Raw genomic sequence first — 18,627 nt, forward strand, 5'->3', positions numbered from 1 at the left:
AGAATCCGCGCATGGCTCCGCACGAGAAGACCGCCGCCCAGTATCTGCTCTCCGACCTCGACCCCCTGCCCCATCCGCGGCGCGTGCGGGAGATCACCGAGAGCGCCCGGGACTTCGCGGGGCGCGGGGCGCTGCGGTCCGTCATCGAGGAGCTCGAGTGCGGCGGCCAGTACGAGCGCGGGGTGGCCGTCCTGCTGGCCTGTGCCGGCGGGGACACCGAGTGGACCGCGGCGCGGATCGCCGACCCCGACCCCTTCGTGCGGGGCCACGCGCTACGCGTCGCGCAGAGCCACGGGGTGCCGGACGCCGCCTTCGAGGCCGCGCTCGACGACGCTCCCGAGGCGGTGCGGCGGCAGTTGCTGCGGGCGATCGTCGCCGGGCGCCGCACCGCGCTCGCCGACCGCCTCATCGACCCGCTGCGCCGGCAATGGGGCGACGCCGAGGCGGCCAGACTGCTCCCCGGTTGCTCGGGCCCCGTGGTCGAGCGGCTGTTGCCCGGCCTCTTCCATGCCGTACAGGGCTGGCGCCCGCTGGCGCGACGGCACGCGGGAGCCCTGCTCGACGTCGCCGGACGTGAGCTCGACGCGCTGCCCGACGCGCTGCGGGACGCGTGGTGGCAGCGGTACGCGGCGGGGGTCGCGGCCGTCACGGAGGCGGAGCCGACCCGGGTGCTCGACCTCCTGGAACGGTTCGCGCCCAGCAGTTTTCCGCCGCAACTGCGCTCGCGCCTGGGTGTGTTGGCCGATGCCGCGCCGGGGCGTGTCCTGACGATCCTCTCCGGGCCCTGGGGGTGGCCGCTGCGACGCAGTGGTGCGCTCACGGCCCCCGTGCTGCGCAAGCTCGCCCGCTCCGGCGCGCCCGAACTGCGCGCGTACGCCCGTACCGTCGCCGACGACTCCGCCGACCTCGCCCGGCTGATGCTCGCCCACCCGCCCGCCGAACGGGCCGCCGTCCACGCGCTCACCGTCGAGGGACGCGGCGCGGGATGCGCCACCGTCGACGGGGTCATCCTCGGCGCGCTGCCCCGCAGCGCCGTCGCCGATGAGGCGCGACGGATGGCCGAACGGGTCAAGGAGAGCGGCGGCCACTGGAACGCCGTCCTGCTCGCCGAGTCCTTCCTGCCCTGCGCCGAGGTGCGCGACCGGCTCGTGGCGGCGACCCGGCGGCCCGCGGCCGACGACCGCGCGGAGGCCTGGCCGCTGCTCGTCCGCAATGCCGCCCGCTCCGGCGAGGTCGCCCAAGTCACAGTCGTACTGGGCGAGATGACCCGGCTCGCGAACGAACAGGACCCCGTGCGGTCCGCCGCCCTGACCGCGCTCGCCGAGACCCGCCCCGCCCTCTTCGGGGCCGACGCCGAACCGTACCTCGACCGGATTACCGCCGACGCCGTCGCCGCCCGTGACTCCTCGCACGCCACCCGCGGCAGCCTCAGCCGCCTGGCCGTCGCCGTCCTGCGGGAGCACGCGGCGGGCGGGCAGCGGGAGTTGGTGAACTGGGCGCTGCGCACGCTCGTCCGCATCTCCGGCAACACCGGCGGCGCCGACCTCGGACGCCTGGACTACACCCTGCGCCGTGGCCAGGAGCACGACGTGTTCGATGCGCTGCGTCCCTGGATCGAGGCGGGCGCGGAGAAGGCCGACTACAGCCTCACCTTCGCGCTGGCCCGCGCGGTCGGTCGCCGTGCCGCCGGAATGAGGGAGTTGCAGGAACTCCTGTGGCAGGCCATCCGGTTCGGCAGCAACGCGACGGTGTCGAGAGCGGTCGACCTGTGGTTGCAGCCACCCGCGCCCCGTGATGAACGCGTCGCCCGCGTCTTGGCGCACGAGCAGTCGACCGCAGTGCTCACGCCGGTCCACACCGTGCTGTGCTCGCGCCGCACGGACCTGCTCGACCCGCTCCTCTCCGGCACGCCGCCCTACGGGCGGTTCCTGACCAAGGGCGCGACCTGGACCGTGCCCGCCGACGCTCGCGAGATCCACCGTTGGCTGCCACGCCAACAGGCGTCCCTGGCACGGCAGTTGGAGCAGGCCGCCGGTGACGCGGGGCTCCCGAAGTGGGACCGGGCCGGGGCGATCGCACGCGGTGCGTGCATCCCCGGCGCGGGGGAGGAGTTCGTACGCCGCTGGACCGGATCGTCCGACACCGTGCTCGCCGAGGCGGCCATCGGCGCCCTCGCCCACACCTCGCGGCCCGGCGACGCACTGCCCGACCTGCTCGCGCACGCGGGCGGCGAGCGGGCGCGGGTCGCGGTGTACGCGGCGACGCGGGCGTCACGGCATGTACCGCCCTCCCGGCTCGCGGCGCTGCTGCGCGACGTCCTGTGCGGGCCCGGCAAGAAGGTCACGAGCCGCAAGGAGGCCGCACGTCTCGCCGCCGCACGGCTGCCCGCGTCCCAGGCGGCGGCGCTGCTCGGCGACGCCTATGAGGCGCCGGACGCCCACCGCGACGTACGCGCGGCGTGTGTCGCGTTCGCGGGCGGGCTGCTCGGCGAGGAGCGGGTCTGGGCGCTGCTGGGGGACGCGGCCGGAGGTGCGGCGGTGCTGCGGACGGCGGTGCTCCGGGTCAGGCCGCTCGACCTGGCGGAGGAACACCGGGAGCGGTACGCGCGTCTGGTACGCGAGGCGGTCGGCGCCGATGACGACGAGGCGGCGGGCCAGGCGCTCGCCGCCCTGGCGCGGTGGGCCCCGTGGTCGCCGGACGCGGCCTCGGTGCTCGCGCACGCGGTGGCGGACCTCGACCGGCGGGCCACGTGGCAGGTGGCCGCGCGGGGCCTCGTGACGGCGGCGGCGACCGCGCCCCGGGGCGGGGAGGCGTTGTGCGGCGCCCTCGCCACGCTGGCGGGTTCCGATGTGCCCGAGTCGCCGGACCGGGATCTGCCCGCGCGGCGGCGGATCGAATATGTGGCCAGGACGCTGGCCGGCGAGGGCGAGGTGTACCGGCCCGCTGCCCTGCGGGCGGGCGAGCTTCTTGCCGGGTACGGGGATTTCGTGCCGCAGGCCGCTGAGGTGCTTGCCGGTGCGGTCGCACTGGATGCCGCGCCCGCCGAAGTGATCGCCGCGTTGTCGCGACTGGCCCGGCTGCACGAGGGGCGGCCCGCGCTGGCCGTGCGGACGGCTTCGACGCTGGGCGCACGCCTGGCCGACGCGGAGGGGGAGACGGCATCGCTGCTGCCCGTGGTCCGCCACCTTGCCGAGGACGGCAGCCACGCGTCCGGCCTCTTCGCCGTGGCGGCGGTGGAGTCCCTCGGGGAGCGGACCGGCTGGCCGGCGGCCTGGCGGGATCTGCTGGGGTCCCTGCGGGGCCACGGCGTCCCGGACGTCCGGGACGCCGCGCTGACGGTGTGCACTACGTGGGAGTGACCGTGGAGCCGCCCGCAGGGGCAGGGCGCCCTACTTGCCGCGAGCCGCCATCCGCACCTTGCGGGCGGCGAGCTTCTCGTCGAACTTGGCGGCCTCGGTGTCCAGACCGTTCATGTACAGGCCGAGCTCTTCCTGAGCCTTGAGACCCTCGGGGCCCAGGCCGCCGATCTCCATGACCTTCAGGAAGCGAAGGACGGGCTGGATCACGTCGTCGTGGTGGATGCGCATGTTGTAGATCTCGCCGATCGCCATCTGGGCGGCGGCGCGCTCGAAGCCGGGCATGCCGTGGCCGGGCATCCGGAAGTTGACCACGACGTCGCGCACGGACTGCATGGTCAGGTCCGGGGCGAGTTCGAAGGCCGCGCCCAGGAGGTTGCGGTAGAAGACCATGTGCAGGTTCTCGTCGGTGGCGATGCGCGCCAGCATGCGGTCGCAGACCGGGTCGCCAGACTGGTGGCCGGTGTTGCGGTGCGAGACGCGGGTCGCGAGCTCCTGGAAGGCCACGTACGCGACGGAGTGCAGCATCGAGTGACGGTTGTCGGACTCGAAGCCCTCGGCCATGTGCGCCATGCGGAACTGCTCGAGCTTGTCCGGGTCCACGGCGCGCGAGGCCAGGAGGTAGTCGCGCATCACGATGCCGTGGCGGCCCTCCTCGGCGGTCCAGCGGTGCACCCAGGTGCCCCAGGCGCCGTCGCGGCCGAAGAGCGAGGCGATCTCGTGGTGGTAGCTGGGGAGGTTGTCCTCGGTCAGCAGGTTCACGACGAGGGCGACCTTGCCGATGTCCGTCACCTTGGACTGCTCGGGCTCCCAGGCCTCGCCGTCCTCGAAGTAGCCGGGGAAGTTCCGGGCGTCGGAGAACGGGACGTACTCGTGCGGCATCCAGTCCTTCGCCACCTTCAGGTGGCGGTTGAGCTCCTTCTCGACCACTTCTTCCAGGGCGAACAGCAACCGGGCATCGGTCCAGTCGTCCGTACTGCCGAGATGAGGAGAGGTGATCGTCACGGGGGCTCCAGGGGGACGGGAGTTTTTTCTACGGATTACGTGCGTAGGGGTTACGCGGTGGCACGAGCGGGTGCTACCTACCTACGGTCTCGTAGGTTACGTTGCCGTAGGTTAAGCGCTCCGTAAAGTGGCCGAGACAGGGGGGCCCACGAGCCTCTCCCGTCCCACCCGCCCCAGGGCTGGTCAGGCGTACAGCTCCCGCAGCCGGACTGAGAGGCATGTCACACAGCCCTCAAGCTTCTCGAACTCGCTGATATCCACCACGACGGGTTCGAAACCGAGGTCCGCGAGCAGTTCCGCGCTCTTGGGCGCACTCGCCGCAAGGAGCAGTTTCGCGCCACCGAGAAGCACCACGTGAGCCCCGGTTTCCTCGGGCACGGGCAGGAAGCGCGGGAAGAGCGAGGGGGAGTCCACGAGGGGCGGGTGGCCGATGACCGTGCCGTCCGGCAGCGCCGTCACCGCCGACTTCAGATGCAGGACCTTGCTGACGGGTACGGCCACGACCCGCGCCCCCAGCGGTTCGAAGACCGCCCGCAGCTGCCGCACACCGGCGGCGTTCGTGCGCCCGCCGCGGCCCACGTAAATGGTGTCGTCGACCTTGAGGATGTCGCCGCCGTCTAGCGTGCCCGGCTCCCACACCCAGTTCACGGAGGCGCCCAGCCGGGCCACGGTCTCCTCCACGGCGGCCGTCTCCGCCCGCCGCGACTCGGCGCCGGGACGGGCGATCAGCGCCACGTTGCGGAAGACGACGACCGTGTCCTCGACGAAGACCGAGTCCGGGCAGTCGTCGGCCGGCTCCACCTCGACCGTCTCCCAGCCGTGCGCCCGCAGTGCGTCGGCGTACGCCTCCCACTGCCGGAGGGCGAGATCCGCGTCGACCGCCGTCCGCTCGACATGGGTGACCAGGCCTTCGGCGAGACGCGGTCCTGGCCGGCGGATCAGCGCTTTCCTGCTGGGCACGGGATGTTCTCCGTAGGGGTGGAGCGGCGGGGGGCGCCCCCGTCCGGCGTGCGCCGGGCCGGGGACCTGCCGCACATCATGCAGCGTGCGAGGGGTCCAGGCCCAGAGCTCGTCGCAGATGATCGGCGGTGAACGAGCCGGCCGCCTCGATCAGCTGTCCCGGCGTTCCCTCGAAGACGATCCGGCCCCCGTGCTTGCCGCCGTCGGGGCCCAGGTCGATCACCCAGTCCGCGTGCTTGACGACCTCCAGGTTGTGCTCGACGACGAGCACGGTGTTCCCCGCGTCCACGAGCCGGTCCAGGAGGGCGAGCAGGCCGTCCACGTCCGCCATGTGCAGGCCGGTCGTCGGCTCGTCCAGGACGTACGTCGTGCCGGTGCGGTGCAGCTGCGTGGCGAGCTTGATGCGCTGCCGTTCGCCGCCCGACAGGGTGCTCAGCGGCTGTCCGAGCGTCAGGTAGGTGAGCCCCACCTCGTGCAGGGCCCGCAGCCGGCGGCGTACGCCCGTGTCGTCGACGGCGGCGAGGAAGTCGAGGGCCCGCTCGGCCGTCAGGTCGAGGACGTCGGCGATGGAGCTGCCGCCGACGGTCAGCCGGAGCACTTCCTCCTTGAAGCGGCGCCCCTCGCACGCCTCGCAGGTCGTGGTCACCGGATCCATGAAGGCCAGGTCGCTGTAGATGATCCCGCGCCCCTGGCAACTTCCGCACGCCCCGGCCGAGTTGAAGCTGAACAGTCCCGCCTCCCGGCCGGTCTCGCGCGCGAACAGCTTGCGCAGCGAGTCCATGATCCCGAGGTATGTCGCCGGGGTCGACCGGCCCGAGATGCCGATGCCCGACTGGTCGACGACCACGGCGTCCGGGTGCTCGGCGACGAACGCCCGCGACACCAGCGTGCTCTTGCCCGAGCCCGCGACGCCCGTCACCGCCGTGAGCACCCCGGTCGGCACGCGCACGCTGACGTCCTTGAGGTTGTGCAGATCGGCGCCCTTGACCCACCGCCCGCCGATGGCCTCGCGCGGGCTCTCCTTGACGCCCGTCGAACGCCGCAGGTGCCGGCCCGTGAGCGTGTCCGCGCGCCGCAGCTCCTGCGGTGTCCCCTCGAAGACGACCAGACCGCCGCCCGTGCCCGCCGCGGGGCCCATGTCCACGACGTGGTCGGCGACGGCGATCACATCCGGGTCGTGCTCGACGACCAGGACGGTGTTCCCCTTGTCGCGCAGGCGTAGCAGCAGGTCGTTGAGCCGCCCCACGTCACGCGGGTGCAGGCCGACGCTCGGCTCGTCGAAGATGTAGGTCATGCCGGTCAGGCTGGAGCCGAGGTGCCGCACCGTCTTCAGGCGCTGCCCCTCGCCGCCGGAGAGCGTGGACGTCTCGCGGCCGAGACTGAGGTAGCCGAGGCCGATCGCCTCGATCCGTTCGAGCGCCGCCACGGCCGCCGACGCGATGGGCCGCGCCACCGGGTCGTCGATACGGGCGAGCGCGGGGATGAGGTCGGTGACCTCCATGCGCGAGCAGTCGGCGATGCTCATGCCGTCGATGCGCGTGGCGAGCGCCGCCGCGTTGAGTCGCGCCCCCTCGCAGAGGTCGCACTCGCCCTCGACGAGGAAGCGCTGCACCAGGTCGCGGGTCTTCTGCGAGAGCGTCGACAGGTCGCGGTTGAGGTAGAGCCGCTCGAAGCGGTCCGCGAGACCTTCGTAGTCGATGTCCCGCGCGCCGCCGGTGTTGTCGACGTTGACCTTGCCGCCCTGCTTGCCGCCGCGCATCAGGAACTCCCGCTCCCGCGCGCTGAACCGTCCCACCGGCTTGTGGGTGTCCAGGTCGGGGGTGTTGGTGTACGTCTGGCCCTGCCAGGTCCCCGCGGCGAACGGCGGGAAGAGGATCGCGCCGTCCACCAGGGACCTGGCCGGGTCCAGGATGCGGTCGTAGTCGGGCCGTACGGTCTTGCCCAGGCCGTGGCACCGGGGGCACATGCCCGACGGGTCGTTGAACGAGTACGCGGTGGCCGGACCGGCACTCGGTGTGCCGTGCCGCGAGAACAGCACGCGCATCACCGAGTAGACGTCCGTCATCGTGCCCACGGTGGAGCGCGAGTGGCCGCCGATCGGCCGCTGGTCGACGACGATCGCGGGCGAGAGGTCCTCGATGGTCTCCGCGTGCGGCCGCTCGTACTTCGGCAGCCGGTTGCGGACGAACCACGTGAAGGTCTCGTTCAGCTGGCGCTGCGACTCGACCGCGATCGTGTCGAACACGACCGACGACTTCCCCGACCCCGATACGCCGGTGAACACCGTGAGCCGGTCCTTCGGAATGCGCAGGTTCACCTCCTTGAGGTTGTTCTCACGGGCTCCTGTGATGGTGATGAACTGGTGCATACACGCGAAGCTAGCCGGGATACCCGACAGCTTCTGTCGTGATTTCTTTCATTTCTCCGTCGAGAAGCAGCCAGCGCGTGATGCCGATCGACTCCAGGAACGGCACGTCGTGACTGGCCACGATCAGCGCCCCCTCGTACGACTCCAGGGCCGTGGCCAGCTGTTTCACGCTCGCCATGTCGAGGTTGTTCGTCGGCTCGTCCAGCATCAGGAGCTGCGGCGCCGGCTCCGCGAGCAGCAGTGCGGCCAGTGCCGCACGGAACCGCTCGCCGCCCGACAGTGTCGCCGCCCGCTGATCGGCCCGTGCCCCCTTGAACAGGAAGCGGGCCAGGCGGGCCCGGATCCTGTTGTTGGTGGCTCCGGGGGCGTAGCGCGCCACGTTCTCGGCGACGGTCAGCTCCTCGTCGAGGACGTCGAGGCGCTGGGGCAGAAAACGCAGCGGGACGTGCGCGAGCGCCTCGCCTTCCACGGCTGCCAGCTCTCCGGCGATGGTCCGCAGGAGGGTGGTCTTGCCCGCGCCGTTGCGGCCGACCAGCGCGATCCGCTCGGGGCCGCGCAGTTCGAACTCGCCCTGCACGCGCGCCCCGTAACGCAGGGTCAGCTCGCGCAGCGTGAGCACCGTGCGGCCCGGCGGGACCGCGGTGAACGGCAGGTCGACGCGGATCTCGTCGTCGTCGCGCACCGCCTCGACGGCCTCGTCCAGGCGCTCCTTGGCCTCGGTGAGCTTCTCCTCGTGCATGATGCGGTGCTTGCCCGCGGACACCTGTGCCTGACGCTTGCGCTCGCTCATGACGACCTTGGGCTCACGCTTGGTGTCCCACATCTTCTGGCCGTAGCGCTTGCGGCGGGCCAACTTGACGTGTGCGTCGGCCAGTTCACGCTTCTGCTTCTTCAGGTCGGTCTCGGCGACACGCACCATGCGCTCCGCCGCCTCCTGTTCGGCGGCCAGTGCTTCCTCGTACGCGGAGAAGTTACCTCCGTACCACTTGAGTTCTCCGTCCCGCAGATCGGCGATCTGGTCGACCAGATCGAGGAGTTCACGGTCGTGGCTGACCACGACCAGGACCCCGGACCATGCCTCGACGGCCGCGTAGAGGCGCCGACGGGCGTACAGATCCAGGTTGTTGGTGGGTTCGTCGAGCAGGAGCACGTCGGGCCGGCGAAGGAGCAGCGCGGCCAGGCGCAGCAGCACGGATTCGCCGCCGGACACCTCGCCGGTCGTGCGGTCCAGGCCGATGTGGCCGAGGCCGAGTTGATCGAGGGCCGCGACGGCGCGCTCCTCCACGTCCCAGTCGTCCCCGACGGCCGTGAAGTGTTCCTCGGCCACGTCACCCGACTCGATGGCGTGCAGGGCCGCACGAGTCGACGCGATGCCGAGCACCTCCTCGACGCGCAGAGTGGTGTCGAGGGTGACGTTCTGCGGCAGGTACCCGATGTCACCGGCGACGCGGACGGTGCCCTCGGTCGGCGTGAGTTCACCGGCGACGAGCTTCAACAGGGTTGACTTTCCCGACCCGTTGACGCCGATGAGGCCGGTCCTGCCGGTGCCGAAGGCCGCCTGGAAACCGTTGAAGACGCCGGTGCCGTCCGGCCAGGTGAAGTCGAGCGACGTGCACGTGATGGAGGTGGGGTGGGTAGACATGTGGTCCTCGCGGTTGCGTGAGATGAAGCGCGGTCAGGGGCAACGCGTTTCGGGACACCGCGAGGTGCGACGGGAGGACGGGAGCAGCGTCGTCAGGAGGCGGGAAGGAGGGCAGAAAAAAGGGCCCTGTGCCCGGGGACGGCTCGTACGCCGAGGTCGCACGCTACGCACACGGCCGAGCCGTGTGACGCGGTGACACCAGACCTCAGACGAGCAACGTCCTACTCCTATCGGCGACAACAGAACCGCTATACACCGTAGGTCGCACCCCGGTCACTGTCAACGCATTAACGTGACCGCGAAGAAGGAGGCCCCATGCCCCACGGCTCGCTCTCACTTCCGACCCGGATCTTCCTGCTGGCCTGGGACACCGGCCGGAACAGGATCGCCGGCGCCCCCGACCTGGCCTACGCGGTACGGGCCTGCGCGCTGGCGGAGCTGACCCAGCGCGGACTCCTGTCGGACGTGGACGGCATCGTCACGCCGGTCTTCGGCGCCCGCACCGGAGATCCGGCGCTCGACAGCGTCCTCGAACTCATCGAGGAGTCCCGGCCCCGCAAGTGGAACGGCTGGATCACCCACAAGTCCGGCTACACGATGGGCAGGGTGCGCGACCAGCTGGTGTCCGAGGGCTATCTGCGGATGGAGCGCGTCCGTGTCTTCGGGATCTTCCCCTCCCGGCGGTACGAACTGGAGCGCGCCGGATACGTCGAGGTCCTGCACGCCGAGGCGCTCGCGGTCCTGCGCGGTCCGGTGCCGGTGTCCGAGGTCCCGGCGGACGACGCGGCCCTGGTGGTCTGCGCGGCGACGGGCAAGCTGCGCGCCGTCGTCTCGGGCAAGGACCGCAGGCAGTACAAGGAGCGCCTCGACGCACTCACCGACCGCAGCGGAGCCCCGTCCCCGGAGCTCCCTGAACTGATGCGCGGCCTGCGCAAGGCGCTGGCGTCGGCGGTCACGTACGCGGAGGCGGCCAGGTCGGGCGGGGGCGGCTGAGGGCCGGTCCGTGACAGGGGCAGTAACAGGCGCTAGCAGGCGTCCCGCATCAGGTCGGCGAGGTCCCGGTCCAGGTCGACGTACAGATGCTCGTCACCCATGGGCACCAGGGAGAGCGAGCGCTGCAGGAAGCCGCGCAGCTCGCCGGTGCGGATGTGGACGATCGCCGTGCCCTCGGGGGCGTGGAACTCGACGACCGTGCGGTCGAAGCCGTAGGGCCGCACGCGGACGTCGCCGTCGCCCACCGCGTGCTCCAGGCCCTGCGCGAGCAGCTCACGGGCGAAGGTCCAATAGACCTCGATGCCCTCCAGGGTCGCCGGGGCGGGGAAGCTCATCCGGACGGCGAACGGATCGCTCCGGTCGTAGTGCAGTGTCGCGGGAATGGTCGACATCCGCGGTGCGGCGGCGACGAGGCGGGCCTCTACGGCTTGTTCGATGCTGGTGGACAACGCCTGCTCCCTCAACTACAGCTGGACGACTCGGGTCGGCACTTTGATAGACGTCGGAATGACGGAATCCGTGCACGCGAACACGGAGTGACCTCGGTCACCGCGTGCTCTTCACTCTCTTCACGGAATCCCCGGAAGGAATCCACCGTTCCGGTGGTAACTTCGCCCGCCATGAGGTCTCTGGGGAAGACGAGATGGGTGCGGTCCGCGGGCCGCGCGGTGTCGGTGGGACTGTGCGGGGCGGCGCTCGCCGCGACGGCGCTGGCCGCGCCGGGCCCCGCCCAGGCGGCCGCCGGGAGCCAGTCGCAGCGGGGCGGCGGCTGGGACCTCAAGGACAGCGGCTCCGACGCGCGCTTCCGCGGTCTCGCCGCCGTCAGCAGGAATACCGCCTGGGTGGCCGGCGCCAAGGGAACCGTGCTGCGCACTGCGGACGGCGGCGAGAACTGGCGGAACGTCTCTCCGCCCGGGGCCGAAGGGCTGGAGTTCCGGGACGTCGAGGCCTTCGACGGCCGCCGCGCGGTGGTGCTGGCCATCGGCGAGGGCGAGGCGTCCCGTGTCTTTCGCACGTCGGACGGCGGAGCGACCTGGACGGAGTCCTTCCGCAACACCGACCCCAAGGCCTTCTACGACTGCATGACGTTCTTCGACCGGCACCACGGCCTGGCGATGAGCGACCCGGTGGACGGCAAGTACCGCATCCTGTCCACCGCCGACGGCGGCCGCTCCTGGAAGGTCCTGCCCAGCGACGGCATGCCCGCGGCCCAGGAGGGTGAGGCGGGCTTCGCGGCGAGCGGCCAGTGCCTGGTGAGCTCCGGCTCCCGCGACGTGTGGCTCGCCACCGGGGGAGCGGCACGCGCGCGCGTCCTGCACTCCGCCGACCGGGGCCGCACCTGGACGGCCACGGACGCGCCGATCCCGGCGGGCGACCCGGCCCGCGGTGTCTTCGGCCTCGCCTTCCGCGACCGTACGCACGGCATCGCGGTCGGCGGCGACTACAACGCGGGCAAACCCTCGCCCAGGGCCGCGGCCACCACCCGCGACGGCGGCCGCACCTGGACCACGGCCGCCGAACCGCCGCCCGCCTACCGCTCCGGGGTGGCCTGGCTGCCCGGGAGCCGCCGGGGCGCGCTCGCGGTCGGGCCGACCGGCACGGACGTCACGTCGGACGGCGGACGCAGCTGGCGGACGGTCGACCCCGGGTCGTACGACACCGTCGACTGCACGCGGGACCGGGCGTGCTGGGCGTCCGGCGAGAAGGGCCGGATCGCGCGCTGGGAGCGGAACTAGGGTCCTAGGGCAGCTGCTGCCGGTAGGGGGCGAGTGCCGGTGCCGTCTTCGTGGCGATGAACTCGGTGATGCGGTACTCGCAGACCTCCGCGAGCACGAAGGGGTCGCCCGCCGCGATCTCCTCGATGGCGGCACGGTCCTCGGCCAAGGCCAGGATCACGCCGCCGTCGCGCGGATTCTTGCGCCCTGAGGCGATGAAGACGCCCTGCTCGTACAGCTGGTCGAGCCAGGCGACGTGGGCCTCGAGCTCCTTGTCGACGGCGGAGACGGGCGCGGTGTAGGTCAACTCGAGAACGAACATGATCGCGAGGCTACCGCCGCGCGCCGCCATCCGTGGCGGTGGCCCGGGGCGGTCGCGGTCCCTCGCCTGACCGACTCTTATGCTGACGGCTCAACCTGCCGCTCCATGGGGCCACTTTGTGCCGCGCGGCTGCCCCATTTCTGCCGGGAGTTCACCTTGCTGTACAGAAAGACCACTTCGCGCGTCGTCGTGACGGTGGCCGTGCTCGCCCTCGCGCTGACCGCCTGCGGCGGCGACGGCGGCAGGAAGGACGCATCGGACAGGAAGCGGGTCCCGCGCGCCGCCGGCCAGAGCGCCACGGGCGAGGCGAAGGAGGGCAACGTCTTCGTCACCTACGACCTCACCGCGCAGAAGGTCGAACTGGGCACGGAGGCCGAGACCGCGAAGATGGTCGCGGAACCGAAGCTGGCAAAGGGCCTGGTCCCGGCCATCGCCTACGTGAAGTACACGCACAGGTCCGGCCCGACCCTCACGCAGCGCCCGCGCGCCAGCCATCCCACGACGATCTACGCGGACGGCAAACGCGGGACCCTGATCGTCGGCGCCGCCGATCACGCGCCGGGCTGCGAGGCCCCCTGGTCCATCAAGGGATGGAAGCGGGGCGAGACCCACGTCCTGTGCGAGACCTATCTGGTCCCCAAGAACGCGAAGGACCTGGAGATCCACTGGTCCGAGCAGGGCGGTCGGACGTTCATCTGGAAGTTCCCGGTGACGAAGGCTCCGACGACGAAGGCTCCGACGGCCAAGTGAGCGGGGATCCGCCTAGGCTTGCCCGCACCATGACGACGCACACGACTGCTCCCTGCCACGCGCCCGCGAACTGGCCCACCGACGAGGCGACCGCCCGCGCGCTTCAGGACCGGCTCCGCGCCCGGGTCGTGCTCGACGAGGCGGGCCCCGAGCCGGGCACCGGACACGTCACGGGCGTCGACGTCGCCTACGACGACGAGCGCGACATCGTCGCGGCCGCGGTCGTCGTCCTGGACGCGGCGACGCTCGACGTCGTCGAGGAGGCCACCGCGGTGGGCCGCGTGACCTTCCCGTACGTGCCGGGACTGCTCGCCTTCCGTGAGATTCCCACCGTGCTGGCCGCCCTGGGGGAACTCAAGGCCGCGCCCGGCCTCGTCGTCTGCGATGGCTACGGCATCGCCCACCCCCGCAGGTTCGGCCTCGCGAGCCACCTCGGCGTCCTCACCGGGCTGCCCACGATCGGCGTGGCCAAGAACCCCTTCACGTTCACGTACGAGGCTCCGGACGCGCCGCGGGCGAGCGCGGCCCCGCTCCTGGACGGGGCCGAGGAGATCGGCCGCGCCCTGCGCACCCGCGAGGACGTCAAGCCGGTCTTCGTCTCCGTCGGCCACCGCGTGAGCCTGGACAACGCCTGCGCCCACACGCTCCGGCTGACACCGCGCTACCGGCTCCCGGAGTCCACGCGCCGCGCGGACGCCCTCTGCCGCGCGGCACTGCGGGAGGCGACCGCCCAGGCCCTGCCTAGCGCGACGCCGCCACCCGGAAGCTGAGCCCCGCCGCCGTCAGCCGCGCCGTCAGCGCGTCGCCCATCGCCACGGCGGTGGTCAGCTGCCCGGCCACGTCCGGCAGGTCGTCGTCGACGGCCAGGCACAGGGCCGCCTCGCCCAGCATCTTCGCCGTCTCGTCGTATCCCGGATCGCCGCCCGAGACCTCCGTGTAGACCCGCTTGCCGCCGCCCTCGCCGACGAACCGCACCGAGAACCAGCTGTCCGCGCGGCGCTGCTCGCTCGGGCCGTCGCCCGGCTTCAGGCGCGAGGACAACCACCGCCGCGCGGGCGGCAGTTGGGCCGCGGCCACCAGGCCGCTGACGGCCACCGCGCCTCCCACAGCGAAGGGCAGGGTCTTCACGGCCGCGTAGTGGCGGTAGCGGAAGTCGGGCCCGTAGCGGTCGAGCGCCCGGGCCGAGCGCTGCACGACCTGCGGGTCGATCGTCGGCAGGGGCAGGGCCCAGGCGCCGACCTCGCCCGCGTACCGGGGTGCGCTCGGCGGCGCGTACGCCGTGCGGCCCACCACACGCGGCTCGTGCCGCCGCCGGTCCCGTGCGGCGGCCAGCATCTGCGGGCCCCGCGCGAACTGGGCGAGCGCGGAGGCGAACGTACCCCCGGAGAAGGTCGCGTTGCTGCGCACGAACCCGTCGACGCGCAGCGGCACGCCCTCGGGGAGCTGGCGCACCGTGAAGTACGCGCCCAGGTCGTGCGGGACCGAGTCGAAGCCGCAGGAGTGCACGAGGCGTGCACCCGTCTCCCGCGCGCGGGCGTCGTGCCGCACGTACATCAGGTCGACGAACTCCGGCTCACCGGTGAGGTCCACGTAGTCCGTGCCCGCCTCGGCGCACGCGGCGACGAGTTCCTGGCCGTACTCGAGATAGGGGCCGACGGTCGTGGCCACCACGCGCGCGTGCCCCGCCATCTCCCGCAGGGACGCCGGGTCCGCCACGTCGGCGCGGACGAGGGGGAGCTGGGCGCAGGCCGGGTGGGCTTCGGCGAGCTTGTCCCGCAGCCGCTCCAGTTTCCCGGTGTCACGCCCCGCGATCGCCCAGCGCACGCCTTCCGGGGCGTGCGCCGCGAGGTACTCCGCGGTGAGCACACCGACGAAACCGGTCGCCCCGAAGAGCACGATGTCGTACGCGCGGTCCGCCGCACGCTCCTTGCCGTTGCCGTTGCCGTTCTGACTGGTCATGGCACCTCTCTGCCGTGCGCCCCGCGCCGATGTCGGTGGCCGAGGCTAGCGCGCGAGGGGAGTCGCGGCGCAAGGCCCGTCCCCCAATTTGTCTAAGCGCTTGCTTGCTAGGGTCTTGTGCGGAGTGGAACACGTTCTTAGCATCACTGGTGTTACATCAGTTGTGTCATAGCTGTGCCATAGCGCTGGGGGCTCAATGGCAGTTCCGGACAAGGGCGTTCACGGACCGCTTTCAGGGGTGCGTGTGGTCGAGCTCGCGGGCATCGGTCCCGGGCCGTTCGCGGCCATGCTCCTCGCCGACCTCGGCGCCGACGTCGTACGCGTCGACCGGCCGGGCGGCGGCGCTCTCGCGATCAATCCCGAGTACGACATCACCAACCGCAACAAACGCTCCGTGATCGTCGACCTCAAGGCGGCGGACGGCGCGGACCGCGTCCTGGACCTGGTCGACCGCGCGGACGTCCTCATCGAGGGCTACCGCCCCGGCGTCGCCGAGCGCCTCGGCGTCGGCCCCGAGGCCTGCCACGCCCGCAACCCGAAGCTCGTCTACGGCCGGATGACCGGCTGGGGCCAGGAGGGGCCGCTCGCCCAGCGCGCCGGGCACGACATCGCGTACATCGCGATCACCGGCACCCTCGGCATGATCGGCAACCCCGGCGAGCCGCCCACCGTCCCCGCGAACCTCGTCGGCGACTACGCGGGCGGCTCGCTCTACCTCGTCGTCGGCATCCTCGCGGCCCTGCACCACGCGCGTGCGACCGGCGCGGGGCAGGTCGTGGACGCCGCGATCGTCGACGGCACCGCGCACCTCACGTCGATGATCCACGGCATGCTCGCGGCCGGCGGCTGGCAGGACCGGCGCGGCGCCAACCTCCTGGACGGAGGATGTCCGTTCTACGGCAACTACGAGACGGCCGACGGCGGACACATGGCCGTCGGCGCCCTTGAGCAGCAGTTCTACGACGAGTTCATCGCGCTCCTCGGCCTGAGTGACGAGGCGCCCGCCCGCAAGGACCTCGCCCGCTGGGGCGAGCTGCGCGAGGCGGTCGCCGCCCGCTTCAAGTCCCGTACGCGCGAGGAGTGGACGGCCGTCTTCGAGGGCTCCGACGCCTGCGTGGCGCCCGTGCTCTCGCTGCGCGAGGCCCCCGCCCACCCCCACCTCGCGGCCCGCGGCACCTTCGTGGACCACGGCGGCATCACCCAGCCCGCCCCCGCGCCCCGCTTCTCCACGACGCCCACGGACGTCCGGAGCGGCCCCGCCCAGCCGGGCGCGGACACCGAGGCCGTGGCCCGCGACTGGGACGTACCGGCCCTGATCGACTCTCCGGCAAAGGAAGACGACTGATGCAACTCTCCGCACCTCTCGCCTACGCGGGCGACCCGCGGCAGGCCGCCGACGACGTCGCGGCCCTGGAGTCCGCCGGTCTGGACGCCGTCTGGGTGGCGGAGGCGTACGGCTTCGACTCGCCCACCATCATGGGCTACCTGGCCGCGCGCACCGAGCGTATGAAGATCGGCGCGGCGATCCTCAACGTCTACTCGCGCACACCCGCCCTCATCGCCCAGACCGCGGCCGGACTCGACGCGATCTCCGGCGGCCGGGCGATCATCGGGCTCGGCGCCTCGGGCCCGCAGGTCGTCGAGGGCTGGCACGGGAAGCCGTACGACAAGCCCCTGGCCCGCACCCGCGAGGCCATCGAGCTGACCCGCCGCATCTTGCGCCGCGAGGTCATCGATCACCACGGCGTCACGGACATGCCGCTGCCCGCGGAGAAGGGCGGCAAGCTGGGCAAGCCGCTCAAGATCCTCACCAGGCCGGTCCGCTCCGAAGTGCCGTTGTACGTCGCATCCCTGGGCCCCGCCAACGTCCGCATGACCGCCGAGATCGCCGACGGCTGGCTGCCCACCCTGTTCATCCCGGAGAAGGCCCACCAGGTGTGGGGCGCTCCGCTCGCCGAGGGCAAGGAGAAGCGCGATCCGGCGCTCGGGCCGTTGCAGACGGTCGCGGGCGGACTGCTCGCCATCGGTGACGACGCGGCCGCCGTACGGGATCTGGCCCGACCCCAGATCGCCCTCTACGTAGGCGGCATGGGTGCCCCGGGGAAGAACTTCTACAACGACCTCGCGGTCGCGTACGGCTACGAGAAGGAAGCCAAGCTCATCCAGGAGCTGTATCTCTCGGGCAAGAAGAAGGAGGCCGAGGCCGCCGTCCCGGACGAGTTCTGCGAGCTCATGTCGCTGTGCGGGCCCGAGAGCTACGTCCGTGAGCGTGTCGAGGCGTTCCGCGAGGCGGGCGTCACCATGCTCAACGTCATTCCCGTCGGCGCCGAGCCGGCCAAGTCGATCGAAACCGTCAAGGGCTGGCTCTAGGGCTCCAGGAGGCCGTACGTGAAGCGACAGATCTTTACCGCCGAACACGAGGCGTTCCGCGAGACCGTCCGCACCTTCCTGGCCAAGGAGGTGCTGCCCCACTACGAGGAGTGGGAGAAGGACGGGATCGTCAGCCGTGACGCATGGCTCGCCGCGGGCAGGCAGGGACTGCTCGGGCTCGCCGTGCCCGAGGAGTTCGGGGGCGGCGGGAACACCGACTTCCGCTACAGCGCCGTCCTCGCCGAGGAGTTCACCCGCGCGGGCGCGTCAGGGCTCGCGCTCGGCCTGCACAACGACATCATCGGCCCCTACCTGACCTCGCTGGCCACCGAGGACCAGAAGCGGCGCTGGCTGCCCGGCTTCTGCTCCGGCGAGATCATCACGGCCATCGCGATGACCGAGCCGGGCGCGGGCTCCGACCTCCAGGGCATCCGCACCACCGCCACCGACCAGGGCGACCACTGGCTGCTCAACGGCTCCAAGACGTTCATCTCGAACGGCATCCTCGCCGACCTGGTGATCGTCGTCGCCAAGACATCGCCGGAGGACGGCGCGAAGGGCCTGTCCCTCCTGGTCGTCGAGCGCGGCACGGACGGCTTCGAGCGCGGCCGCAACCTCGACAAGATCGGCCAGAAGTCCCAGGACACCGCCGAGCTGTTCTTCAACGACGTACGCGTCCCGAAGGAGAACCTCCTCGGCGAGCTGGACGGCGCCTTCATCCACCTGATGACGAACCTCGCGCAGGAGCGCATGGGCATCGCCGTCGCGGGGATCGCCGCCGCCGAGCACCTCCTGGACATCACGATGACGTACGTCAAGGAGCGCGAGGCCTTCGGGCGCCCGCTCTCCAAGCTCCAGCACATCCGCTTCGAGATCGCCGAGATGGCCACCGAGTGCGCGGTCACCCGCACCTTCCTCGACCGCTGCATCGTCGACCACGCGAACGGCGAACTCGACGCCGTGCACGCCTCGATGGCCAAGTGGTGGGCCACCGAACTGCAGAAGCGCGTCGCCGACCGCTGCCTGCAACTGCACGGCGGATACGGCTACATGACCGAGTACCGCGTCGCCAAGGCCTTCACCGACGGCCGCATCCAGACGATCTACGGAGGCACGACCGAGATCATGAAGGAGATCATCGGCCGCTCCCTGCTCGCCTGAGTCCGACCGACCCTCATCTTCGAAAT

General features: G+C 71.8%; 15 protein-coding genes. 8 read left to right on the forward strand and 7 right to left on the reverse strand.

Going from position 1 to position 18,627, the window contains the following annotated elements:
• Nucleotides 1–11: 11 nt before the first annotated feature.
• A complete protein-coding gene (locus ACZ5U5_RS34235) occupies nt 12–3,359 on the forward strand; it encodes a hypothetical protein (protein ID WP_469029550.1) in 3,348 nt (1,115 codons plus the stop codon).
• 30 nt (nt 3,360–3,389) lie between these two features.
• Here the strand turns inward: ACZ5U5_RS34235 and ACZ5U5_RS34240 are convergent, their stop codons facing one another.
• The 4 genes from ACZ5U5_RS34240 to ACZ5U5_RS34255 form a co-directional block, all read right to left on the reverse strand.
• Nucleotides 3,390–4,361, reverse strand: a complete 972-nt coding sequence (locus ACZ5U5_RS34240) for an acyl-ACP desaturase (protein WP_469029552.1) — start codon at nt 4,359–4,361, stop codon at nt 3,390–3,392.
• 183 nt (nt 4,362–4,544) lie between these two features.
• Nucleotides 4,545–5,321: a dimethylargininase gene (gene ddaH, locus ACZ5U5_RS34245; RefSeq protein WP_469029554.1), complete on the reverse strand. Its 777-nt coding sequence runs from the start codon at nt 5,319–5,321 to the stop codon at nt 4,545–4,547.
• A 76-nt stretch (nt 5,322–5,397) separates the two neighbouring features.
• A complete protein-coding gene (locus ACZ5U5_RS34250) occupies nt 5,398–7,689 on the reverse strand; it encodes an ATP-binding cassette domain-containing protein (RefSeq protein WP_469029556.1) in 2,292 nt (763 codons plus the stop codon).
• A 10-nt stretch (nt 7,690–7,699) separates the two neighbouring features.
• Entirely contained in the window at nt 7,700–9,331 is a 1,632-nt protein-coding gene (locus ACZ5U5_RS34255; RefSeq protein WP_469029558.1) for an ABC-F family ATP-binding cassette domain-containing protein, read from the reverse strand.
• A 315-nt stretch (nt 9,332–9,646) separates the two neighbouring features.
• Here ACZ5U5_RS34255 and ACZ5U5_RS34260 point away from each other — a divergent pair, with 315 nt between their 5' ends.
• Entirely contained in the window at nt 9,647–10,324 is a 678-nt protein-coding gene (locus ACZ5U5_RS34260) for a GOLPH3/VPS74 family protein (RefSeq protein ID WP_469029561.1), read from the forward strand.
• A gap of 32 nt (nt 10,325–10,356) precedes the next feature.
• On the opposite strand, the gene ssgD is transcribed toward ACZ5U5_RS34260, so the two are convergent.
• Nucleotides 10,357–10,773 carry a spore wall synthesis regulator SsgD gene (gene ssgD / locus ACZ5U5_RS34265; RefSeq protein WP_469029563.1) on the reverse strand — a complete coding sequence of 139 codons (417 nt, stop codon included), beginning with the start codon at nt 10,771–10,773 and terminating at the stop codon, nt 10,357–10,359.
• Nucleotides 10,774–10,944: 171 nt separating this feature from the next.
• Here ssgD and ACZ5U5_RS34270 point away from each other — a divergent pair, with 171 nt between their 5' ends.
• Entirely contained in the window at nt 10,945–12,060 is a 1,116-nt protein-coding gene (locus ACZ5U5_RS34270) for a WD40/YVTN/BNR-like repeat-containing protein (RefSeq protein WP_469029566.1), read from the forward strand.
• Between the two features lie 4 nt (nt 12,061–12,064).
• Here the strand turns inward: ACZ5U5_RS34270 and ACZ5U5_RS34275 are convergent, their stop codons facing one another.
• Nucleotides 12,065–12,361 (reverse strand): YciI family protein, encoded by a 297-nt coding sequence (locus tag ACZ5U5_RS34275; protein ID WP_469029568.1) that lies wholly within the window; start codon nt 12,359–12,361, stop codon nt 12,065–12,067.
• Nucleotides 12,362–12,517: 156 nt separating this feature from the next.
• Between ACZ5U5_RS34275 and ACZ5U5_RS34280 the strand changes: the two genes are divergently transcribed.
• Nucleotides 12,518–13,111, forward strand: a complete 594-nt coding sequence (locus tag ACZ5U5_RS34280; RefSeq protein ID WP_469029570.1) for a hypothetical protein — start codon at nt 12,518–12,520, stop codon at nt 13,109–13,111.
• 29 nt (nt 13,112–13,140) lie between these two features.
• Complete coding sequence (nfi, locus tag ACZ5U5_RS34285; RefSeq protein WP_469029573.1) at nt 13,141–13,881, forward strand: deoxyribonuclease V; 741 nt, start codon at nt 13,141–13,143, stop codon at nt 13,879–13,881.
• Here nfi and ACZ5U5_RS34290 read toward each other — a convergent pair.
• Nucleotides 13,853–15,070, reverse strand: a complete 1,218-nt coding sequence (locus ACZ5U5_RS34290) for a saccharopine dehydrogenase family protein (protein WP_469029576.1) — start codon at nt 15,068–15,070, stop codon at nt 13,853–13,855. The two genes, nfi and ACZ5U5_RS34290, sit on opposite strands and share 29 nt — an antisense overlap.
• Nucleotides 15,071–15,266: 196 nt before the next feature.
• Between ACZ5U5_RS34290 and ACZ5U5_RS34295 the strand changes: the two genes are divergently transcribed.
• The 3 genes from ACZ5U5_RS34295 to ACZ5U5_RS34305 are packed head-to-tail and all read left to right on the forward strand — an operon-like array spanning nt 15,267 to nt 18,601.
• Entirely contained in the window at nt 15,267–16,415 is a 1,149-nt protein-coding gene (locus ACZ5U5_RS34295; RefSeq protein ID WP_469029579.1) for a CaiB/BaiF CoA transferase family protein, read from the forward strand.
• Nucleotides 16,415–17,440: an LLM class F420-dependent oxidoreductase gene (locus ACZ5U5_RS34300; protein WP_469029582.1), complete on the forward strand. Its 1,026-nt coding sequence runs from the start codon at nt 16,415–16,417 to the stop codon at nt 17,438–17,440. Before ACZ5U5_RS34295 ends, ACZ5U5_RS34300 begins: the two co-directional genes overlap by 1 nt.
• A gap of 18 nt (nt 17,441–17,458) precedes the next feature.
• Entirely contained in the window at nt 17,459–18,601 is a 1,143-nt protein-coding gene (locus ACZ5U5_RS34305) for an acyl-CoA dehydrogenase family protein (RefSeq protein ID WP_469029584.1), read from the forward strand.
• Nucleotides 18,602–18,627: the final 26 nt, after the last annotated feature.

The organism is Streptomyces sp. NPDC033177 (genome assembly GCF_055577715.1).

Bases quoted from the DNA above. Each gene is read 5' to 3' on its own strand.
- ACZ5U5_RS34235 (WP_469029550.1), top strand. From the start codon at position 12: ATGGCTCCGCACGAGAAGACCGCCGCCCAGTATCTGCTCTCCGACCTC.
- ACZ5U5_RS34250 (WP_469029556.1), bottom strand. From the start codon at position 7,689: ATGCACCAGTTCATCACCATCACAGGAGCCCGTGAGAACAACCTCAAG.
- ACZ5U5_RS34255 (WP_469029558.1), bottom strand. From the start codon at position 9,331: ATGTCTACCCACCCCACCTCCATCACGTGCACGTCGCTCGACTTCACC.
- ACZ5U5_RS34260 (WP_469029561.1), top strand. From the start codon at position 9,647: ATGCCCCACGGCTCGCTCTCACTTCCGACCCGGATCTTCCTGCTGGCC.
- ACZ5U5_RS34270 (WP_469029566.1), top strand. From the start codon at position 10,945: ATGAGGTCTCTGGGGAAGACGAGATGGGTGCGGTCCGCGGGCCGCGCG.
- ACZ5U5_RS34275 (WP_469029568.1), bottom strand. From the start codon at position 12,361: ATGTTCGTTCTCGAGTTGACCTACACCGCGCCCGTCTCCGCCGTCGAC.
- nfi (WP_469029573.1), top strand. From the start codon at position 13,141: ATGACGACGCACACGACTGCTCCCTGCCACGCGCCCGCGAACTGGCCC.
- ACZ5U5_RS34290 (WP_469029576.1), bottom strand. From the start codon at position 15,070: ATGACCAGTCAGAACGGCAACGGCAACGGCAAGGAGCGTGCGGCGGAC.
- ACZ5U5_RS34295 (WP_469029579.1), top strand. From the start codon at position 15,267: ATGGCAGTTCCGGACAAGGGCGTTCACGGACCGCTTTCAGGGGTGCGT.
- ACZ5U5_RS34300 (WP_469029582.1), top strand. From the start codon at position 16,415: ATGCAACTCTCCGCACCTCTCGCCTACGCGGGCGACCCGCGGCAGGCC.